The sequence below is a fragment of the Tolypothrix sp. FACHB-123 genome (assembly GCF_014697075.1).
In the GTDB taxonomy this organism is placed as follows: Bacteria; Cyanobacteriota; Cyanobacteriia; order Cyanobacteriales; family Nostocaceae; genus Aulosira.
The window spans coordinates 1-21,400 of sequence record NZ_JACJRE010000085.1 but is presented as its reverse complement, the minus strand read 5'-3'; the positions used below and the strand labels follow the sequence as shown (position 1 = coordinate 21,400).

Annotated in this window: 17 protein-coding genes and 1 pseudogene; 15 read left to right on the top strand and 3 right to left on the bottom strand. The window is 41.9% G+C overall.

The annotated features are described in order from the left end of the window. Positions 1-353: 353 nt before the first annotated feature. The 6 genes from H6G41_RS31200 (at position 354) to H6G41_RS31175 (ending at position 9,897) form a co-directional block, all read left to right on the top strand. Positions 354-3,308, top strand: coding sequence for a PAS domain S-box protein (locus H6G41_RS31200; RefSeq protein WP_190751869.1), 2,955 nt, complete (start codon positions 354-356; stop codon positions 3,306-3,308). 77 nt (positions 3,309-3,385) lie between these two features. Further along, complete coding sequence (locus H6G41_RS31195) at positions 3,386-3,910, top strand: hypothetical protein (RefSeq protein ID WP_190751867.1); 525 nt, start codon at positions 3,386-3,388, stop codon at positions 3,908-3,910. 218 nt (positions 3,911-4,128) lie between these two features. After that, entirely contained in the window at positions 4,129-5,283 is a 1,155-nt protein-coding gene (locus tag H6G41_RS31190) for an NAD-dependent epimerase/dehydratase family protein (RefSeq protein WP_190751865.1), read from the top strand. Between the two features lie 11 nt (positions 5,284-5,294). Next, positions 5,295-5,939, top strand: coding sequence for a DUF4291 family protein (locus H6G41_RS31185; RefSeq protein WP_190751863.1), 645 nt, complete (start codon positions 5,295-5,297; stop codon positions 5,937-5,939). A 6-nt stretch (positions 5,940-5,945) separates the two neighbouring features. After that, positions 5,946-7,082 (top strand): glycosyltransferase family 1 protein, encoded by a 1,137-nt coding sequence (locus tag H6G41_RS31180; protein WP_190751861.1) that lies wholly within the window; start codon positions 5,946-5,948, stop codon positions 7,080-7,082. 166 nt (positions 7,083-7,248) lie between these two features. Next, positions 7,249-9,897 (top strand): adenylate/guanylate cyclase domain-containing protein, encoded by a 2,649-nt coding sequence (locus H6G41_RS31175; RefSeq protein WP_190751859.1) that lies wholly within the window; start codon positions 7,249-7,251, stop codon positions 9,895-9,897. A gap of 80 nt (positions 9,898-9,977) precedes the next feature. On the opposite strand, the gene H6G41_RS31170 is transcribed toward H6G41_RS31175, so the two are convergent. Further along, positions 9,978-10,262 carry a hypothetical protein gene (locus tag H6G41_RS31170; RefSeq protein WP_190751857.1) on the bottom strand — a complete coding sequence of 95 codons (285 nt, stop codon included), beginning with the start codon at positions 10,260-10,262 and terminating at the stop codon, positions 9,978-9,980. A gap of 554 nt (positions 10,263-10,816) precedes the next feature. Between H6G41_RS31170 and H6G41_RS31165 the strand changes: the two genes are divergently transcribed. From H6G41_RS31165 to H6G41_RS31130, 8 genes are all read left to right on the top strand, one after another. After that, positions 10,817-10,957: a hypothetical protein gene (locus tag H6G41_RS31165; protein ID WP_190751855.1), complete on the top strand. Its 141-nt coding sequence runs from the start codon at positions 10,817-10,819 to the stop codon at positions 10,955-10,957. An 81-nt stretch (positions 10,958-11,038) separates the two neighbouring features. Further along, positions 11,039-11,776: a phosphoribosylaminoimidazolesuccinocarboxamide synthase gene (gene purC, locus H6G41_RS31160; RefSeq protein ID WP_190751853.1), complete on the top strand. Its 738-nt coding sequence runs from the start codon at positions 11,039-11,041 to the stop codon at positions 11,774-11,776. Between the two features lie 99 nt (positions 11,777-11,875). After that, a complete protein-coding gene (locus tag H6G41_RS31155; protein ID WP_190751851.1) occupies positions 11,876-14,470 on the top strand; it encodes a BamA/TamA family outer membrane protein in 2,595 nt (864 codons plus the stop codon). A gap of 187 nt (positions 14,471-14,657) precedes the next feature. Continuing rightward, positions 14,658-15,509, top strand: a complete 852-nt coding sequence (gene lpxC, locus H6G41_RS31150) for a UDP-3-O-acyl-N-acetylglucosamine deacetylase (protein ID WP_190751849.1) — start codon at positions 14,658-14,660, stop codon at positions 15,507-15,509. Between the two features lie 80 nt (positions 15,510-15,589). Next, on the top strand, positions 15,590-16,108 hold the full coding sequence (gene fabZ / locus H6G41_RS31145; protein ID WP_190751847.1) for a 3-hydroxyacyl-ACP dehydratase FabZ: 519 nt from the start codon (positions 15,590-15,592) through the stop codon (positions 16,106-16,108). 315 nt (positions 16,109-16,423) lie between these two features. After that, on the top strand, positions 16,424-17,245 hold the full coding sequence (gene lpxA / locus H6G41_RS31140; RefSeq protein ID WP_190751845.1) for an acyl-ACP--UDP-N-acetylglucosamine O-acyltransferase: 822 nt from the start codon (positions 16,424-16,426) through the stop codon (positions 17,243-17,245). 330 nt (positions 17,246-17,575) lie between these two features. After that, positions 17,576-18,757 carry a lipid-A-disaccharide synthase gene (gene lpxB, locus H6G41_RS31135; protein WP_190751843.1) on the top strand — a complete coding sequence of 394 codons (1,182 nt, stop codon included), beginning with the start codon at positions 17,576-17,578 and terminating at the stop codon, positions 18,755-18,757. A 53-nt stretch (positions 18,758-18,810) separates the two neighbouring features. Beyond that, entirely contained in the window at positions 18,811-19,659 is an 849-nt protein-coding gene (locus H6G41_RS31130; RefSeq protein ID WP_190751841.1) for a lysophospholipid acyltransferase family protein, read from the top strand. A 22-nt stretch (positions 19,660-19,681) separates the two neighbouring features. Here the strand turns inward: H6G41_RS31130 and H6G41_RS31125 are convergent, their stop codons facing one another. Beyond that, a complete protein-coding gene (locus H6G41_RS31125; protein ID WP_242038117.1) occupies positions 19,682-20,233 on the bottom strand; it encodes a Uma2 family endonuclease in 552 nt (183 codons plus the stop codon). Between H6G41_RS31125 and H6G41_RS31120 the strand changes: the two genes are divergently transcribed. Then, positions 20,193-21,101, top strand: a complete 909-nt coding sequence (locus H6G41_RS31120; protein ID WP_308796773.1) for a Piwi domain-containing protein — start codon at positions 20,193-20,195, stop codon at positions 21,099-21,101. The two genes, H6G41_RS31125 and H6G41_RS31120, sit on opposite strands and share 41 nt — an antisense overlap. A gap of 104 nt (positions 21,102-21,205) precedes the next feature. Here the strand turns inward: H6G41_RS31120 and H6G41_RS31115 are convergent. Further along, positions 21,206-21,400, bottom strand: a pseudogene (locus tag H6G41_RS31115) (photosystem II q(b) protein); the annotation flags it as partial.

The window sequence follows — 21,400 nt, the reverse complement described above, 5'->3', positions numbered from 1 at the left end:
TAATTCTCAAAATTAATAGAATTTGTGTCATTAATAACAATTTAAAAGCTAATGAGTTTCATTAATACCTCTAGAGATAGAAATAAATTTTTCACCTAGATAATTCCTCAGATTTTCCTCAGAATTACTACTTATTATTACTATATAACTTTATATAAATTTATTTATTCCAAGCTTACAGAATCAGCTATCTCTGCTTTAATCTTCTTTAAAAAAGATGCAGTATAAATCCTGTTAGCAAAAAATAGTACATAAATTAAAATAAGATTGCTCTTTATTTTTAAAACAATATTTTTATTAAATTGCCTTAAGTAAATACATAAATTTTAGATATTTTTCAACAAAATTATAATATGCAAGCTCTCAAATATTATCCAGACTTTCTGCTTCAGATAATTTATAATATACCCGACCCAGTATTTGTCAAAGACCGTCAACATAACTGGGTATTTCTGAATGAAGCTTATTGTCAATTTCTGGGATTTAAACAAGCAGAATTAATTGGCAAATCAGAATATGATATTTTTTCTAAAAATCAAGCAAATAGACTGCGCCAGCAAGATGAATTTGTCTTTAATACTGGGACTGCTAATGAAACAGAAGAATATTGGACTAATCTAGATGGTGTAAAGTCTTGCTTATTAATTAAAAGATCTGTTTTTGAAGATGAATTGGGCCATGAGTTTTTAATTGGGATTATTCGTGATATTACACAAAAAAAATTAGAAGAAGCTCAAATCCGCTCTTTACAACAAATACTGCAACAAGTAATCAATAATATTCCTCTGGCAACTTATTGGAAAGATATTAATTCCGTTTATTTAGGTTGCAATCAACAATTCGCTGAAATTATAGGCGTAGATGAAATAAATCAGATTATTGGTAAAACTGACTATGATTTAATTAAAAATCAAGACCAGCCTGACTGGTTTTGGGAGTCAGATTTACAAGTAATAGCAACTCAACAACCAGAGTATGGTGTTGTCCAAGCATATACTCAAGCAGATGGTAAACAACTGTGGTTAGAAACTCATAAAATCCCCTTAAGAGATAAGCGACATAATTTCCTAGGAATTTTGGTAACATGTCAAGATGTTACTGCTCGCAAACAAGCAGAATTAGCACTTGCAGAAAAAGTATCTTTAGCAGCGTTTCATGTAGAAATTAATACTGCTATTACTCAAAGTTCTACATTACAAGCTAATCTTAAATTTTGTACAGATGCTGTAGTTAAACATTTGAATGCTGCTTTTGCGCGCATCTGGACATTAAATCCCCAGGAAAATGTACTCGAACTACAAGCTAGTTCAGGAATGTATACTCACATTGACGGGCCCCATAGGCGCGTTCCTATGGGAATGTTTAAAATTGGATTAATCGCCCAAGAACGTCAACCTCACCTAACTAATTCAGTATTAACAGATCCGCTTGTGGGGGATAAAGAATGGGCGCAGCGTGAAGGTATGGTTGCTTTCGCTGGATATCCTTTAATTTTAGATGGAAATCTGGTTGGTGTAATTGCAATGTTTGCTCGTCATCCCCTCACAGAATTAACCTTAGATGCGTTGCAATTAGCTGCTAATGAAATTGCTTTAGGTATCAAGCGTTTACAAGCAGAAAAAGCTTTGCAGGAGAGTGAAGGTAAGTATCGTCACTTAGTAGAAACCTGCCAAGATATGATTTGGTCATTAGATAACCAAGGATATTTTATCTTTGTGAATCAGGCTGTAAAAACGATCTGTGGCTATGAACCAGAAGACATGATTGGTCATCACTGTAGCGAGTTTGAGCCGCCAGAACAACTGCAAAAAAGCCTAAATATTCTGCCTCAAGAACTCACAACTGAGTCAGTTTATCATTATGAAGCTGTTGTCTTAGCTAAAGATGGTAAGCAGTTAAATTTGCTGTGTAATGCCTGCTTATTACAAGATGAAACTGGCAAGATTTTAGGCATAACAGGTACTGCTACTAATATTACTCAACTCAAGCAAGCAGAAACAGCCCTGTTACGTAGTAATGCTATATTGCAAGCACAACAAGAAGCTTCTATTGATGGGATTTTAATAATTGATGAAAATCGTTTAGTAGCATCTTATAATCAAAATTTTACTGAATTATGGCAAATTCCGGCATCAATACTCGCAACTAATGACGATCGCCAACTCTTGGGATGGGTATTAGACAAATTAGACAATCCCTCAGAATTTTTGGCTAAAGTTGAGTATTTGTATGAACATCCCCAAGAAGATAGCCGTGATGAAATTTTACTCAAATCTGGGCAGACATTTGACCGTTATTCAGCACCAGTGCGATCGCCTACAGGTGATTTTTACGGTAGAATTTGGTATTTTCGCGACATTACGGCACGTAAACAAGCTGAAGCCGCCTTGCTGAATTCAGAAGCACAACTACGACAACAAACACAAAAACTTCAAACCACATTAAAGGAACTTCAACATGCTCAAACGCAGTTAATTCAAAGTGAAAAAATGTCAAGTTTGGGACAATTAGTCGCAGGAGTAGCCCATGAAATTAACAACCCTGTGAATTTTATCTATGGCAATCTCAACCATGCCAATACCTATACTCAAGATTTGCTGGAATTATTAGAACTCTATCAAAAATACTATCCCAAGCCTGCACCAGAGATTGAGGATTTTAGGGAAATAATTGAACTGGATTTTCTCAGATCAGATTTACCAAATATACTGAAATCCATGCAAAATGGAGCAATTCGCATTCGGGAAATTGTGCTTTCTTTAAGAAGTTTTTCGCGATTGGACGAAGCAGAGATTAAAGAGGTAAATATTCATGAGGGAATCGATAGCGCCCTCATGATTTTACATAGCCGTCTCAAGAGTAAAAATCAACTCCCCAAAATTGAAGTAATCAAAGAATATGGCAACTTACCTCTAGTTGAATGTTACTCTGGACAACTAAACCAAGTATTGATCAATATTTTGGCAAATGCGATTGATGCCTTAGAAGATTCACTCATCAATAGTCAAGCTTCTACAGAAAAATTATTACTTAAAGAAGAACCGCAAATTAAAATTTACACTCAAATAATAGAATCAGAGCAAGTAAAAATTCGGATTGCTGATAACGGCCCGGGAATACCAGAAAATGTGAAACAGCGAATATTCGATCCCTTTTTTACCACCAAGCCAGTTGGCAAAGGTACAGGTATGGGACTGGCCATTAGCTACCAAATTATTACCAAACAACATGGTGGCACTTTGGAATGCATTTCCTCACCAGGACAAGGCACTGAATTTGCGATCGCTATTCCTTTGAAACAAAAATGAAAAACTCAGCGTGCGAAAAATGAGTTTTGAGTATAAACTAAAACCAATTTTCGAGAAATGATAACTGGGTGCTAATAATGTCTACTGCTACGGTTCCAGCCTGTGGTTTGGGGCGAAAAATTTATTTTAATGCCCAAAGACTTAGCAGAGCGATCGCTTTAGTAATCATGCTATGGGGGTGTACAGCACCTGGGTTCAACACCTCCAATGTAGTTTGGAAGACTTATACTAATAACCGCTACGGCTTTGAGTTTCCCTATCCTAGTAACTGGAATGCCTTACCACCTCCTGATAATAACGATGGCATAGCTTTTGTCTCGCCACAAAAAAGCTCAGTAGTAATTCGTGCATGGGCTGGTAATCGGCTACCAGAATCATCTAACCCAGATGCCAAAATTACAGTAAATCCTAACTTTAAAACTGCCCAAGGAATACCTGGAGTTATGGTGGTGGAAGTAGGACAGCAAGGCAGTTCCATGACCCTCACCATCACTCAAGGTCAAGTTAAATACTACTGGCAAGGACGCAGCGAAAACCAAGATTTCACTGATTACTACCGATTTTTTTACTACATCGCCCAACAATATAAAGTGCCGCAGTAATTATTGGGCATTGGGCATGGGGCATGGGGCATTGGGCATTGGGCATTGGGCAATAAGTAATAGGTAATGGTAAAAGTTATTTATTTCCCCCCTGCTCCCTGCTCCCTGCTCCCTAGCCTCTATTCCCTATTCCCTAATGACGATTTTCTGCCTTTGGGTGGTTGAGTGGTGACACAAACCTGATAGATTTAGCTTACAGCGAGTGAAAACAGGTAAAAATGAAAGTCCTGGTTATTGGTGGCGATGGCTATTGTGGATGGGCAACTGCTCTTTACCTTTCAAATAAAGGTTATGAAGTTGGAATATTAGATAGTTTAGTGCGGCGGCACTGGGATAACGAGTTAGGTGTGGAAACTCTTACTCCGATCGCGCCAATTCAGCAACGTATTCAGCGCTGGTACGATTTAACTGGTAAATCCATAGACCTTTTCGTTGGCGATATTACTAATTACGAGTTCCTCCATAAAGCACTGCACAAATTCCAACCTAGTGCGATCGTGCATTTTGGGGAACAGCGCTCGGCTCCATTTTCCATGATTGACCGCGAACACGCAGTCCTAACTCAGACAAACAATGTGGTCGGGACTTTGAATTTGCTGTATGCGATGCGAGAAGATTTCCCAGACTGTCATTTAGTCAAGCTGGGGACAATGGGCGAATACGGTACGCCTAATATCGACATCGAAGAAGGCTACATCACAATTGAACACAATGGGCGCAAAGATACATTACCTTATCCGAAACAACCAGGTTCAATGTATCACCTCAGCAAAGTCCACGACAGTCATAACATCCATTTTGCTTGTCGGATATGGGGATTGCGGGCTACAGACTTAAATCAAGGTGTAGTGTATGGCGTTTTAACCGAAGAAACAGGAATGGATGAATTGTTGATCAATCGCCTCGATTACGATGGGGTGTTTGGTACAGCACTTAACCGCTTCTGTATTCAAGCAGCTATCGGTCATCCTTTAACTGTTTACGGTAAAGGCGGACAAACAAGAGGATTTTTAGATATTCGGGATACAGTGCGATGCATTGAAATTGCGATCGCTAATCCAGCCCAACCTGGCGAATTCCGTGTGTTTAACCAATTTACCGAGCAATTCAGCGTTGGTGACTTGGCGATCATGGTGAAAAAAGCCGGGAACGCAATGGGATTGAATGTGGAAATCAATAACCTCGATAATCCCAGAGTTGAGAAAGAAGAACATTATTTCAACGCTAAAAATACCAAACTTCTCGATTTAGGCTTACAACCTCACTATCTCTCGGATTCTCTACTTGATTCACTGTTAAACTTTGCCATCAAGTATCAAAAACGAGTTGATAATCAGCAAATTCTGCCGAAAGTCTCTTGGCATAGAAAATAACGCAAATCTGTGTGCGACTGATAACAGAACCTTATTTAAATCAAGTTAGTCGCTGGCCGCAAACTGGTCGTCACATTCTCGCCCAATATGACGACCAGTCAATTGTTGTATATCAAGCATATCGTCCAGCTATTGGTCACTTCGCCGCCACCCACGGGTATTTTGGTGGCGAATTTAGTCTTGAGCGCATGAGTTGGATCAAGCCGAATTTTTTGTGGATGATGTATCGTTCCGGATGGGGTATAAAAACTGAGCAAGAAGTAATATTAGCTATTTGGATTCAACGTTGGGCTTTTGAAAAAATGTTATTACAGGCAGTACATTCCACATTTATTCCGGAAATATATCTCAGTGAAAATGCCTGGAAAATAAAGTTAAAACAATCACAAGTAAGATTGCAGTGGGACCCAGACCATCACCCATCAGGGGACAAATTGCAACGACGGGCTATCCAGTTAGGTTTGCGAGGAGAAGTGCTGGCTAATTATGCCAAAGATTGGATTTTGCATATTGAGGACATTTCCGATTTTGTCCAACAACAACGGCAAAACATTAATTCTGACTGTGCAGAATTGATTACACCACGCGAGACGGTTTACCCTGTGATTGATCAACAAACGCAAAACAAGCTGGGATTATCTGCCTGGACTGAATAGTTTTTTATGAAAATAGCCCTATTTACCGAAACCTTTTTGCCCAAGGTAGACGGTATTGTAACGCGCTTGCGTCATACCGTTGACCATCTACAACGTCATGGAAATCAAGTCTTAGTGATTGCCCCAGAAGGCGGAATTACAGAACATAAAGGAGCTAAAGTTTACGGCATTAGTGGCTTTCCTTTGCCATTATATCCAGAGTTAAAAATGGCGCTACCGCGACCAGCCATTGGTCATGCCTTAGAAGAGTTTCAGCCTGATATTATTCATGTCGTTAATCCGGCGGTTTTGGGTTTAGCTGGAATATTTTATAGCAAAGTCCTGAACATTCCTTTAGTCGCGTCTTACCATACCCATTTACCGCAATATCTCCAGCATTACGGCTTAGGAATGTTAGAGGGTTTACTTTGGGAATTACTCAAAGGCGCACACAATCAAGCTCAGTTAAATCTCTGTACTTCCACAGCGATGGTGGAAGAATTAAGCGCACATGGCATTGAACGGGTAGATTTGTGGCAAAGAGGGGTAGATACAGAATTATTTCATCCCGATTTAGCTAGTGATGAAATGCGATCGCGTCTCTCACAAAATCATCCCCAAAGCCCACTATTACTATATGTCGGTCGTCTCTCTGCTGAGAAAGAAATTGAGCGCATCAAACCAATTCTCGAAGCAATTCCCCAAGCGCGGTTAGCATTGGTAGGAGATGGCCCCCACCGCCAAGCACTAGAAAAACATTTCGCTGGTACTAATACAAACTTTGTTGGTTACCTCATGGGGCGAGAATTAGGTTCAGCTTTTGCTAGTGCTGATGCTTTCATCTTTCCTTCCCGGACAGAAACACTCGGATTAGTCTTATTAGAAGCCATGGCCGCAGGTTGTCCTGTAGTAGCTGCCCGTTCAGGGGGAATTCCTGATATTGTTACAGACGGGGTTAATGGCTATCTATTTGAGCCAACAGCAGATATTAAAGGTGCAATTACCGCTACTGTTCGCCTGTTACAGGAGAAACAAGAACGTGATTCAATCCGTCAAAATGCTCGTAAAGAAGCTGAAAGGTGGGGATGGGCAAACGCCACACGCCAGCTACAAGATTATTATCAAAAAATAATTTTTTCGCAAAAGTTGACAAAAGTAGTCTAAATAGCCATTATTAGCTGCGTACACTAGGACGTATAAAAGAAGGCATGGGGCATTGGGCATTGGGCATTAATCATTTCTCCTCCTTGTTTTCCTTGTCCTCCCTAGTCCCTAGCCCCTAGCCCCTAGCCTCTAGCCCTGTTCCCTCATACCCTGTCTGTAAATCTCCATGACACTCCCTAACCCTGGTAGCGTCTTGGCTACATTAACTGAACTCACTCAAGTTAATCGTACCCACGCCTTGCTGCGTCGCGTTAAAGATCTTTCTGTTAATGAATTTGTTTGTTTATTAGATTTTATTACTGCTGAATTCCAGCAATTTCTTAGAGCTATTGAATTAATCAATAATGAAGCTCTAGAAACGATGCTGGAGAAAGTCTTAGAAGCAATTACATTAAAAATTGGTCAAATTCTCCAAGCAGAACACACGGCAATTTTTTTAGTAGATTATGACAAAGGCCAGCTATGGTCAAAAGTTCCGCAAGATAATAGTCAAAAATTTTTAGAAATTCGCACGCCAATTTCTGTTGGTATTCCTGGTCATGTTGCTAGTACTGGCCAATGTTTAAATATATCTGAAACTGCTACTCATCCCCTATTTAGCCCAGAATTAGAAAAACAAATGGGCTACAAAATTAGTAATCTTTTATGTATGCCGGTTGTCAGCAGTAAAAACCAAATTGTTGCCGTGGTGCAACTGGCTAATAAAGCAGGGGATATTCCTTTTAACCATCATGATGAAGACCGATTTCGCGATTTTGCCGCAGCAATTGGCATTATTTTAGAAAGTTGCCAAACTTTCTATGTTGCTGCTCGCAATCAACGGGGAGCCACAGCACTTTTAAGGGCGACTCAAACTTTAGGGCAAAGTTTAGATTTAGAAGCAACTTTGCAGATAGTCATGGAGCAAGCCCGGATTTTGATGCAAGCAGACCGCAGCACCTTATTTTTATATCGTAAAGAAATGGGGGAACTTTGGACAAAGGTGGCGGCGGCAGCAGATGGGACAAACTTTATTGAAATCCGGATGCCTTGCAATCGGGGAATTGTCGGTTATGTGGCTGCAACTGGACAAGCGGTGAATATTCCTGATGCTTATCGAGATCCCCGCTTCGATCCATCTACAGATCGAAAAACTGGTTATGTAACTCGTAATATTTTATGTTTGCCAGTATTTAATTCTGCCAATGAATTAATTGGTGTCACCCAATTAATTAATAAGCAACAAGGTAGTTTTACTGCCTCTGATGAAGAATTTATGCGGGCTTTTAATATCCAAGCTGGAATTGCTTTGGAAAATGCCCGTCTTTTTGAAAATGTACTGTTAGAAAAACAATACCAAAAAGATATTTTACAAAGTTTATCTGATGCTGTAATTTCTACAGATATGGTAGGCCGGATTGTAACAATTAATGATGCGGCCTTAGAGTTACTTGGTTGTCCCATTGGCGACAATCCACACAAAAATCAAAAACATTTGTGGGAACACAATTTACTTGGTCGCTTTGTTTGGGAAGTTGTACCCATTGAAAATTTACAAATGCGGTTGGAAGATAGTTTAAAAACAGGGGCTAAACATTATGTCCCTGAACAAAATTTGACGGTGGGATTGTATCATGTCCCAAGTTCTGAGAATCGTGTCAAGAGTGAGGCGGATGCAAGCAAAAATCAGCAGCATCCCAGCCAAAGTAACACCACTACCCCAACAGAACCGCTTTATACTCCTGGTTCCTTAATTTTGGCATTGTGCGATCGCCAAAATCCTGAGATTTTTATTCCCTGGAATTTACCCCTGACTCCCCAATCTAAGTTTTTGAGTGCAAGTGAGGTACAAAAAGTTGAACGCAGCACCAATCTCACGGTTAATCCTTTAACTAACCCGGAAGGCGGGGTTCGCGGTGGTTTGGTGGTGTTGGAAGACATCAGCCAGGAAAAACGGATGAAAACTACCATGTACCGCTACCTCACACCCCATGTAGCTGAACAAGTCATGGCTTTGGGGGAGGATGCTTTAATGGTAGGAGAAAGGAAGGAAGTAACAATTTTATTTTCTGATATCCGCGGATATACTACCCTCACAGAAAATCTCGGTGCAGCAGAAGTTGTATCATTATTGAATCAGTATTTTGAAACAATGGTAGAGGCCGTTTTTAACCATGAGGGCACTCTAGATAAATTTATTGGCGATGCTTTAATGGCGGTGTTTGGTGCGCCTTTACCCCTGACAGAAAATCATGCTTGGCGCGCCGTACAAGCTGCACTCGATATGCGCCACCGCCTGGCAGAATTTAATCAACGGCGGATAATTCAAGCACAACCACAAATTCATATCGGTATCGGTATTAGTTCTGGCGAAGTGGTTTCTGGTAACATCGGCTCCCACAAACGGATGGATTACACCGTTATTGGCGATGGTGTCAATTTAAGCTCTCGCTTAGAAGGTGTAACTAAAGAATATGGTTGTGATATTGTTTTAAGCGAATTTACTTATAACCTGTGCAGCGATCGCATTTGGGCGCGACAATTAGATAAAATTCGGGTGAAAGGCAAGCATCAAGCAGTCAACATCTATGAGTTAATTAGCGATCGCACTACTCCTCTAGATGATGCTACCCAGGAATTTTTATTCTATTATCAGTCTGGCAGGATGGCTTATTTAGCAGGTAACTTCCAACGGGCAATTGACTGCTTTGAAAACGCCAAAACCATTCGCCCACAAGACCAAGCTGTTAATATCCATCTAGAACGCGCCCATAATTACCAACAAACACCACCCCCTAGTTCTTGGGATGGTGTTTGGACAATGGCTACTAAGTAAATTGTCAATGGTCAGTGGTTAGTGGTTAGTGGTCAATTGTCAAGAAATTCTCAACTTTGGACTCTAGACTTTTGACAACTCTACCCTTCAGGCTCATCCTGGTTACCCTCGTCATCCTGAAAAGGACTTTCACCAATTTTTAGTTGTTTTTTTGTCCGCTTTAACTGTTTCCAAAGCTCTTTGATTTGTTTGTAAGCTTCTTCAGGCGGTAACTTACCCCCAGTTTCTAAATTACAAATATAACTTATACGCTGGGCAAATTCCTGTAGATTTGCATTGAAAACCAAGTTTTCTGGCTTCACATGACCGTAGTAACGGCCACGAGGATAGAGAAAATCATCTTTAGTCACTGTTTTTTTCTCCACTGCTTCAACTCCCCCCTGTATTTATATCTGAAGCTGAATCATTAGCCGTTCTACATCTCCGTTTTGTCCAGTCGGGAGTAATTGAAAATTTTAACCCCTCTTGTTTAAACCTTTTGGGTAAATTTGTCAATTCTAATTTTGACCAGAGATTATTAAAGCTAAAAATCATTAAAAATAGCAAGATTTACCAAGAAGGTTTTTTAATTATCTCGGCAACAATAGGATTTGTTAGATCCTGCTAGTTGCCAATTCATTTGATCTTAGTGCATGATTGCCCGAAATAACGAACCACATTAACTAAGCTAAAAGCCCTAACTATCATGTATTAATATATACTATATTAGCAAATATAATCTGTTTTTCCTGGATATAAAAACTTGTTTGCATTGTTAAAAAATACACTTTTAAAAAAGTTTAGCATGTGTCTGATAATCCGGTTTGATAGTTGAAAAAAAGACATAATCTGCTCTCATCCTCCTTGAGAGTTACTTCAGGGGAAACCTCTAAGCTCGACTGGGTGAGGTTGGTTGGGGGAAAACAGTAGCGAGCTAGTTTTGGCTCAGCCTACCGCCGTATTGCTGAAGCGATCGCACAGCCACGGCTATTGCCGATCGACTACATATTGGAGTAAATTCACAAATCAAATAGGTGCGCTATCTGCTTATAGTGATGGCAGGCTAATTGCTAAGTCATAGCTAATTACTAATAACTAAAGATAAAATGGTTTAGCTTTCAGCAAAAAGATCTGCCCATCACTTGTAAATTTACTGCTCACCATGTCTGTTCATTCCAAGTTATACGAAGGCAAAGCAAAAATCCTCTACACGACGGACGATCCTGAAGTCTTGTTGGCTGATTTTAAAGACGATGCCACTGCCTTTAATGCCCAAAAACGCGGCAGTATCCAAGGTAAGGGAAACATTAACTGTATTATATCGAGTAAGCTGTTTCAGCAGTTAGAAGCACAAGGTATAAAAACTCATTTTATTGACAACCCAGCCCCAAATCAAATGCGGGTAAAGGCAGTAAAAATTGTACCTATAGAAGTAGTTGTGCGCAATATTGCTGCGGGTAGTCTATGCGCGCAAACTGGTCTACCATTGGGCACAATACTCAAACAGCCATTGGTAGAGTTTTATTATAAAAACGATCAATTAGGCGACCCCTTACTAACACGCGATCGCCTATTCTTGATGGAACTAGCTACTCCGGAACAAGTTGAGACAATTACCCATCTAGCATTGCAAATCAATGAGTTCCTGCGTAGTTTTTGGCAGGGTTGTGGCATCACCTTAGTAGACTTCAAACTAGAGTTTGGCTTAAATTCACAAAATCAAGTACTCTTGGCAGATGAAATTAGCCCTGACACTTGCCGTTTGTGGAACACAGCAGAAGCGGATACTAACCGTCGAATTATGGACAAAGACCGTTTTCGTAAAGATTTGGGAAATATAGAAAATGCCTACCAGGAGGTTTTACAAAGAGTTCTACAAGCAGTAGAAAGCCAAAATTAAATAAAAACGGTAAAAAGAATATTTTTGTTTTTTACCCTATTACATGAGAGCATGATTGCTTTTTGATGGTGTGTGGAAGAGAAGAGGAATTAAAATAAAATGCGTTTATCTCCCGTAGTGGTGGCAGCAGTAGCAATTGCCGCCCCTTTAAGTACTCCGCTAAGTGCAAATGCACAAACTGCTAATGATGTTCAACAGACAGCAGAGTCGTTAACGCCAACGACCGATAGACAGCCTGAAGATAAAGTCAATCAAGCACAAGCACAAAAGCATTCTAGTGAAAATAGCAAACCTTCTGCGCCATCTATCGAGAGTTTGGCATTAGAACGGATCGATTTACCTTCTGTTGTCGCCGCCGTCCCCAATTCTGCACTGGGGAATAGCACATCAGAATTTATCGTACCCACGACAACAACACCGAAAAATACACCAGTTCGTCCTGCACTTCCTAGCGCTGCGGTGAGAGCACTAAAGGGTCTCAAGCCCCAAACAATCGCTGCGGCTTTCCCTAAAGCGACCACACAGAAAGTAAAGTCCATAACTATCCCTATGCCGCCCGTAGCTGCTCGTCCGGGGGTAAAGGGGCTAGAGGGGCTGCAACCTCGCGCGATCGCCGTATTGCCCAATTCCTCGCCAGCAACTGCAACACCCCAAATAACACCGCAATTCATCATCCCGACAACCAAGTCAACAACTGCCCAAAATTCTCCCCAAACACCAGTTCCTAACATTCCCCCCTCAGGTAGCCAACAACCAGCTTCTTCTCCTGCACCTAATAACACTCCAGCCCCGACTCCAACCCCGGATAATACTACCCCTCCTGTATTTCCCAACAATCAAGAACAGACTACCGAATCCGCTGAACCCAGAGTATTAGTAGCAGAAGTAGCAGTAAGACCCCAAACTGGGCAATTAGCACCAGAATTGGAGAATCAAGTTTATTCAGTTATTCGTACTCAACCGGGAAGAACAACCACCCGTTCCCAACTCCAAGAAGATATTAATGCCATCTTTGGTACAGGCTTCTTCTCCAACGTCCAAGCGGTGCCAGAAGATACACCATTGGGTGTGCGGGTAAGCTTTGTCGTCCAACCCAACCCCGTCCTCACCAAAGTAGAAATCCAAGCCAATCCTAGTACAAATGTAGCTTCAGTATTACCACAAAATACCGCGGATGAAGTGTTTCGCGAACAGTATGGTAGGATTCTTAACTTACGCGACTTGCAAGAAGGTATCAAGCAATTAACCAAGCGCTATCAAGATCGCGGATACGTACTCGCCAATGTCATCGGCGCACCCCAGATCTCCGAAAGTGGAGTTGTCACCTTGCAAGTAGCAGAAGGGGTAGTAGAAGATATTAAAGTCCGGTTCCGCAACAAAGAAGGTCAGGATGTAGACGATCAAGGACAACCCATCCGGGGTCGAACACAGGACTATATCATCACGCGAGAACTAGAGTTAAAGCCAGGACAGGTATTCAACCGCAACACCGTGCAAAAAGACCTGCAACGGGTATTTGGGTTGGGAATATTTGAAGATGTCAACGTTTCCCTCGACCCTGGTAGTGACCCTAGCAAAGTAGATGTAGTGGTGAATGTGGCGGAACGCAACAGTGGTTCCATTGCGGCTGGTGCAGGGATAAGTTCTGCTAGTGGACTATTCGGTACTATTAGTTATCAGCAGCAAAACCTGAATGGTAGAAACCAAAGACTGGGCGCAGAATTACAAGTAGGCGAACGGGAATTATTGTTTGATTTGCGGTTTACAGATCCTTGGCTTGCTGGCGATCCCTACCGAACTTCCTACACAGCTAATATTTTCCGTCGCCGCTCAATTTCCTTGATTTTTGACGGCAAAGATAACAATATTGAGACTTTTAACCCTGGTGACACCGAAGGCGATCGCCCGCGTGTTGTTCGTTTAGGTGGTGGTTTAACCTTTACCCGTCCGCTTTCGGCTAATCCTTACGCCAATTCCGAATGGACAGCTTCCGCTGGGTTTCAATATCAACGGGTTTCCACCAAAGATGCTGATGGCAATAGCAGAAACCAAGGTACCATTTATCGGGATGGACAGCCGACAGAATTAATTCCCCTGACTCAATCTGGTTCAGGTGATGACGATTTGCTGTTATTCCAACTTGGCGCACAACGCGATCGCCGCAATAACCCCTTACAACCCACCAGTGGTTCCTATCTCCGGTTCGGGGTAGATCAGTCAGTACCTATAGGCCAAGGAAATATATTCCTGACTCGCTTGCGCGGTAGTTATAGCCAATATGTTCCCGTCAGCTTAATTAATATTGGCAAAGGGCCGCAAACTCTCGCCTTCAACTTGCAGGGAGGTACAGTTTTAGGTGACTTACCACCCTATGAAGCCTTCACCCTTGGTGGTAGTAACTCCGTGCGTGGTTATGAAGACGGAACATTAACCAGTTCTCGCAGTTACGTCCAAGCCTCCGTTGAGTACCGCTTCCCCGTATTTTCCGTAGTTAGTGGTGCATTATTTTTTGACTTCGGTAGCGATTTAGGCACCAGTACCAGAGCCGCTGAATTACTCAACAAAAATGGCACAGGGTACGGCTATGGTCTAGGCGTCCGCGTACAATCACCACTAGGGCCGATTCGGATTGACTATGGTATAAGCGATGACGGTGATAGCCGCATTAACTTTGGTATTGGGGAAAGGTTTTAAGTTGGTCAATTGTCAGTTGTCAGTTGTTAATTGAAAAAAATCAATCACTATTGACCATTGACCATTGACCATTGACACTTGACTCTTGCCCCCTAACCAGGAAAGATTAATATTTTCAGGTGCAGTTCGCAGGTTTTATAAATCTGAGCATGAACAATACCAACCGCAAAAAATTGACTTTTTGCTTATGCAACAACACACAATAGCTGCATCGATCGCTCAAACCGGAGTGGGGCTGCATAGCGGTGTGAATACCCAGGTACGGATACTACCAGCCGAAGTGGGTAGCGGGCGCTACTTTGTGCGCGTAGATTTACCAAATTCGCCAATTATTCCCGCCCAAGTTGCAGCAGTTAGTCAAACAGTTCTCTCTACCCAGTTGGGTAAGGGTGAGGTCAGCGTTCGTACTGTAGAGCATTTGTTGGCGGCTCTGGTGGGTATGGGTGTAGATAATGCCCGAATTGAAATTGATGGCCCAGAATTACCGTTGCTGGATGGTTCAGCGCGGGTATGGGCAGAAAGTATTGCCACAATTGGCTTGCTGTCACAACCCGTGAATGATAGCGAATTATCCCCGGTAATTAAAGAGCCAATTTGGATTTATGAAGGCGATACCTTTGTTGCTGCTATCCCCTCACCAGAAACGCGCTTTAGCTACGGGATTGACTTTGACTTACCTACAATAGGTAACCAATGGCACAGTTGGTCACTATCTGCGGATGTGGGCAACTCCTCTACTAGCTTTGCTTCAGAAATTGCTCCCGCACGTACCTTTGGTTTACTGCATCAAATCGAACATTTGCAAAAATCTGGCTTGATTAAGGGTGGTAGCTTGGAAAATGCCCTTGTTTGCGGCCCTGATGGCTGGTTAAATCCACCATTAAGATTTGCAAATGAACCAGTACGTCATAAAATCTTGGATTTAGTAGGAGATTTGAGTTTAGTGGGAAATATTCCCTCGGCTCACTTCTTAGCGTACAAAGCCAGCCACAATTTACATATTCAACTGGCACAAAGAATTTTAGATTTGGGGCTTTAGATTGCTCAATCAATCCAAAATCTAAAATCTAAGACTCCTTCGCTGACTCGATTCCAGATTCAAAAACAAGCGCACAGCCAATGACAACCCTTACCGAAGCCAATTCCACCGATGTGATCGCCCCTGCTTCTATCGTTGAAGCCGAAAGTATGCCAGAGGTGAAAAAAACCTTCACTAGCGAAGAAATTCAAAATCTCTTGCCTCACCGCTACCCGTTTTTACTGGTAGACAAAATTATTGACTATGTTCCCGGCAAATCAGCAGTCGGCGTGAAAAACGTCACCATCAACGAACCGCAATTTCAAGGACATTTCCCAGGAAGACCCCTCATGCCAGGAGTGTTGATTGTGGAAGCAATGGCACAAGTAGGAGGCATAGTCTTAACCCAACTCTCAGACTCTGAAACAGATGGACTGTTTGTCTTTGCTGGTATCGATAAAGTTCGCTTTCGTCGCCAAGTCGTCCCAGGAGACCAGCTGATCATGACAGTGGAACTGTTATGGGTTAAACAGCGTCGTTTCGGTAAAATGCAAGGTCGTGCTGAAGTAGATGGTCAGTTAGCTGCTGAAGGCGAATTGATGTTTTCTCTAGTAAACTAAAAACCTAACTCTTGTGGTAAGGGCACAGCCGTGAAGTGCCTTTACTGAGACCTGAAAAAGGATAACAGTAAAATAAACATGCCACAATAGCAATTTATAATTTCTTAAATTTCTTCGCCCTCACACCTAACTTGCTTTGCCCGACACTTCGGTCACTGAAGACCTAGTTTTTCAGTAGCTAAGTATTTCAACGTTCCGCAATGCCAGTCGCCTAAATGGGTATGGTAGTCACGACAATGGGGTTCACCCCAGCATCGCGCTGCTTTTGCAACCTCTAAAGGCGCAGGCTTTCAAGACAGTTCTGGAGATTCACCCTTGAAGACGCTTATTCACCCAACTGCTGTAATTCATCCTAACTCGGAACTCCACCCATCAGTGCAAGTCGGTGCCTATGCTGTGATTGGAGCGCATGTTAAAGTCGGCCCGGAAACCATAATTGGCGCTCATGTAGTGCTAGAAGGGCCTTGCGAAATTGGGGCAAGAAATCAGATTTTCCCTGGTGCAACTATTGGCATGGAACCTCAGGATCTTAAATATGTAGGAGAGCCTACCTGGGTCAAAATTGGTGACAATAACCAAATTCGTGAATATGTTACTATCAACCGCGCTACTGGTGCGGGAGAAGCAACCATCATTGGCAATGGTAACCTGCTGATGGCTTATGTCCATGTGGCTCATAACTGCGTGATTGAAGATCATGTAATTATCCCCAACTCAGTGGCGCTAGCGGGTCATGTCTACATCGAATCTAAAGCTAGATTAGGTGGAGTTTTGGGAGTTCACCAATTTGTACGTATTGGCAAACATTCCATGATTGGCGGTATGGCACGTATTGACCGTGACGTACCACCATATATGCTTGTGGAAGGTAATCCAGCAAGAGTCCGCACCCTCAACTTAGTAGGGTTAAAACGCTCTGGGATGGATGCAAATGAGATCCAAATGCTCAAAAAAGCCTTTCGGATTCTCTATCGCTCTAACTTAACCTTTAAAGAGGCGTTGGAACAGTTAGAAATTTTAGGCGATACCGAACAGCTACAACATCTACGGCGCTTTCTACTACTTTCTAAAATGCCGGGAAGACGTGGTTTAATTCCTGGTAAGGGGAAAGTCAGCGCTGGTAGTGATGAGTCGTAAGTTGAGAGAGAAGTTTGAGTTGTGGACTCAATTCTCAACTCAAACTCAGAAAAATAAACCGCCAAGATCGCCAAGGAAGAGAAATTACTCTTTTCCAGGTGTTCAGAAAGTCTTTGTTTTTGTCTTTGCTTCCTCTGTGCCTCTGCGGTTAAAAACTATTTTATTGAACCACAGAGGCGCAGAGAACACAGAGGTAAGAGATTCAATCAAGATGTATCATTCACCAGGAATTGAGTATTCTTAACTTTGCGTCTTTGCACCTACCTGCGGGAACGCCTACACCGAATGCGTGAGATAAAAAAATATTTGTTATTTCTCCCTAATTAATCAATGCGGATATTTATCAGCACTGGCGAAGTATCTGGCGATTTGCAAGGTGCTCTAATAATTGCGGCGCTCAAGCGTCAAGCTGTGGCTGCTGGCTTAGAACTGGAGATTGTGGCGCTGGGTGGCGAAAAAATGGCAGCAGCTGGCGCAACTATCATTGGCGATACTAGTCATATTGGTTCAATGGGAATTTTAGAAGCCCTGCCTTATTTAATACCAACACTTCTAGTACAACGCAAAGCGATCGCTTATCTCAAACAACATCCCCCAGATTTGGTGTTGCTAATTGACTATATGAGTCCGAATCTGGGTATTGGCACTTATATGCAGCAACATTTGCCTAATGTCCCAGTAGTTTATTACATAGCTCCCCAAGAGTGGGTATGGTCAATAAATTTGCGCAATACTCACCGCATCGTCGGCTTTACTAAGAAACTCTTAGCTATCTTTCCAGAAGAAGCCCGTTATTTTCGCTCCTCAGGGGCTGATGTTACCTGGGTGGGGCATCCCCTAGTTGACCGGATGCAAAGCGCCCCCAGCCGCCAGGAAGCCCGCGCTAAATTGGGAATTGCTGATGAGGCGATCGCAGTTACTCTGTTACCTGCTTCTCGACAACAAGAATTAAAATATCTGTTACCGATAATTTTTCAAGCAGCACAAACGATACAAGCTAAATTACCAGAGGTACATTTCTGGATTCCCCTATCTTTGGAGGATTTTAGACAGCCAATTGAAGCTGCTATTGGGCGTTACGGTTTACGAGCTACTGTTTTATCTGGACAACAAAAAGAAGTTTTTGCGGCTGCTGATTTCGCGATTACTAAATCAGGTACGGTTAACTTAGAACTGGCTTTGTTAAATGTGCCGCAAGTCGTTGTCTATCGCTTAAATCCGATTACCGCTTGGATTGCGCGGAAAATTCTTAAAGGTTCGATTCCCTTTGCATCACCTGTTAATTTACTAGTGATGCGGGAAATTGTGCCAGAGTTATTACAAGAAGCGGCGACAGCTGACAATATTACTCAAGCGGCGATGGAATTATTGCTGAATAACGCGAAAAAACAGCAAACTTTCCAAGATTATCAAGAAATGCGCCAGTGTTTAGGAGAAGTGGGAGTGTGCGATCGCGCATCTCAAGAAATTTTGCAGATCCTTAAATCTACTGAAATTTCCGCAATTGTCTAGAAATCTCTACAGGAATCATTGTCTGAGCTTTACGATCCTGTTAAGATTCGTGAATGTCAGAAACACAACATCATCACGATACAAAACTTGGTTGGTCTTTGGATCGGCGAGATCCCAGATTCATAGAATCAATCATGCCCATACTTGGGTGGTTTTATGACCACTATTTTCGCGTGCAAACTAGTGGTTGGGAGCATGTATCACCCCAAGAAAAAGTTTTATTTGTTGGTTCCCATAATGGGGGGCTAGCAGCGCCAGATATGTTGATGATGATGTATGACTGGTTCCGAAGATTTGGTGTAGAGCAACCAATCTACGGTTTAATGCATCCTACTGTCTGGGAAGTAACGCCACAAATCGCTGAAATAGCAGCCAAGGGGGGAGCAATCATAGCTCATCCAAAAATGGCTTATGCGGCTTTGCGCAGTGGTGCTAGCGTGCTTGTATATCCTGGGGGTGCGGAAGATGTTTTTCGTCCTTATAGTTTACGCAACAAAATATACTTTGCTGGACGACAAGGATTTATTAAGCTAGCACTGCGAGAAAAAGTACCAATTTTACCAGTAATATCCTCTGGTGCCCATGATACCCTAATTGTGCTGACTGAGTGTTATAACATTGTGCAGCAACTCCACAAATTAGGGATGCCTTGGATACTTGGGGTTGATCCTGTAGTATTTCCAATTTACCTTGGTTTACCTTGGGGATTATCTATTGGCCCATTGCCAAACATCCCTTTCCCTGTCACTATTCATACACGAGTATGTCCGCCGATTAAGTTTGAGTATTATGGCAGAGAAGCGGCGAGCGATCGCAACTATGTCAATGCATGTTATGAATTAGTTGTTAACCAAATGCAGCAAGAATTAGATGAATTGGTGAAACAAACTCATCAATCCTAAATTAATTCAAAAAATTTTAAAATTACATAATCTGCTGTAAATGTAATACAAATCCAGGTAAAACATCCTCACCAGATAAACTTACCGGATTATCTAATATTTCTACATCTTTTCCCGGACGATAAATTTCTACGCGCTGATTTTTGCGATCTATTAACCAACCTAAGCGAGCGCTATTTTCAATATATTCTTGCATCTTCTCCTGCAAATCCTTTAAAGAATCGCTAGGGGAACGTAATTTTACAACAAAATCAGGACAAATCGGCGCAAATTTTACTCGTTGTTCTGGGGTTAAAGCATTCCAGCGTTCTATTTTGATCCATGACACATCAGGAGAACGTTCCGCACCATTAGGTAGAGTGAAGCCAGTTGAAGAGTCAAACCCCTTACCTAATTTAGTCTGTTTATTCCAGATACCTAATTCAACAACTAGATCAAAATTATAATTCCCAGTATCACTACCTGTAGGTGCCATAATTAATAATTCCCCTGATGCTGTGCGCTCAAATCGATAATCGCGGTTTTTCTGACACATCTGGAAAAACTGCTCATTTCTACCCCAGAGCGATCGCAATACCGATCATAGTGAAGATGGTAGCTTCTATTCGTTTATTTTTTCCCGATTACTCCGGCGTGGAATTGCTAGTCAAGTTATTTATGAAGATACCTTAAAAAACACAAGCAATTATGGTAATATCCTCCACCAAGTAATTCCAGGAATGTTGGCAAAGTTGGGAAACTTGCCTTTTATTTTGGCAGAACCTCTAGAAGTTGCTGATTATTTTATTGGCTTAGATATTTCTAGATTTACCAAAAAAAAGGGGACAGGAACTAGAAATGTCTATGCAAGTGTGCGTCTCTACGATCAGCAAGGAGAATTCATTCGTTATCGATTAGAAGATGCTTTAACAGAGGGTGAAACAATTGATAAACGAACACTAGAAAGGTTTCTTCCATCTGCTGAGTTGAGTGGAAAAACTGTACTAATATACCGCGATGGACATTTTTGTGGTGATGAAGTCCAGCATTTACGAGAACGAGCAAAAGCGATTAATTCCCAGTTTATTTTGGTTGAATGTATAAAATCACAGATTCCGCGACTATATAAATTTCAGCAGTCTGTAGTCACAGCACCAAATAAAGGGTTAGCTCTTCGCTTATCAGCGTATGAAGTAATTTTAGTCACTACTGAAGTAAAGTCTGAGAAAATGGGTTTACCCTATCCTCTGCGTTTAAAGGTGATTCCCGATCTTGAACATGAACAGCAAGTATCAATTGAAAGTTTAATAGAAGCTACACTGAAATTGACATTGCTGCATCATGGGGCGCTAAAAGAGCCTCGCTTACCAGTACCATTGTATGGTTCCGATATCATAGCTTATCGGCGTTTGCAAGGAATTGCGCCAGGAGCCGTTGAAGGCGATCGCCAATTTTGGCTCTAAAATAAAATCAATCTTTTCTACCATCCCAAATCCACAATAAAAAAGCGCCCCCCATCGGGAGAGCGCTTTTCAATTCACAGAGAAGCTATTGTTATCTCAGACAATTAGCCGTTGATAGCAGGAGCAGTCAGAGCAACAGGAGCAACTTCACCAGCAGCCAAGTCTAAGGGGAAGTTGTGAGCGTTACGCTCGTGCATTACTTCCATACCCAAGTTAGCGCGGTTGATGATGTCAGCCCAGGTGTTAACTACACGACCTTGAGAGTCAATCACTGATTGGTTGAAGTTGAAACCGTTGAG

Coding starts and splice junctions, on each gene's coding strand:
- H6G41_RS31200 (WP_190751869.1), top strand. CDS start 354: ATGCAAGCTCTCAAATATTATCCAGACTTTCTGCTTCAGATAATTTAT.
- H6G41_RS31195 (WP_190751867.1), top strand. CDS start 3,386: ATGTCTACTGCTACGGTTCCAGCCTGTGGTTTGGGGCGAAAAATTTAT.
- H6G41_RS31190 (WP_190751865.1), top strand. CDS start 4,129: ATGAAAGTCCTGGTTATTGGTGGCGATGGCTATTGTGGATGGGCAACT.
- H6G41_RS31180 (WP_190751861.1), top strand. CDS start 5,946: ATGAAAATAGCCCTATTTACCGAAACCTTTTTGCCCAAGGTAGACGGT.
- H6G41_RS31175 (WP_190751859.1), top strand. CDS start 7,249: ATGACACTCCCTAACCCTGGTAGCGTCTTGGCTACATTAACTGAACTC.
- purC (WP_190751853.1), top strand. CDS start 11,039: ATGTCTGTTCATTCCAAGTTATACGAAGGCAAAGCAAAAATCCTCTAC.
- H6G41_RS31155 (WP_190751851.1), top strand. CDS start 11,876: ATGCGTTTATCTCCCGTAGTGGTGGCAGCAGTAGCAATTGCCGCCCCT.
- lpxC (WP_190751849.1), top strand. CDS start 14,658: ATGCAACAACACACAATAGCTGCATCGATCGCTCAAACCGGAGTGGGG.
- fabZ (WP_190751847.1), top strand. CDS start 15,590: ATGACAACCCTTACCGAAGCCAATTCCACCGATGTGATCGCCCCTGCT.
- lpxB (WP_190751843.1), top strand. CDS start 17,576: ATGCGGATATTTATCAGCACTGGCGAAGTATCTGGCGATTTGCAAGGT.
- H6G41_RS31130 (WP_190751841.1), top strand. CDS start 18,811: ATGTCAGAAACACAACATCATCACGATACAAAACTTGGTTGGTCTTTG.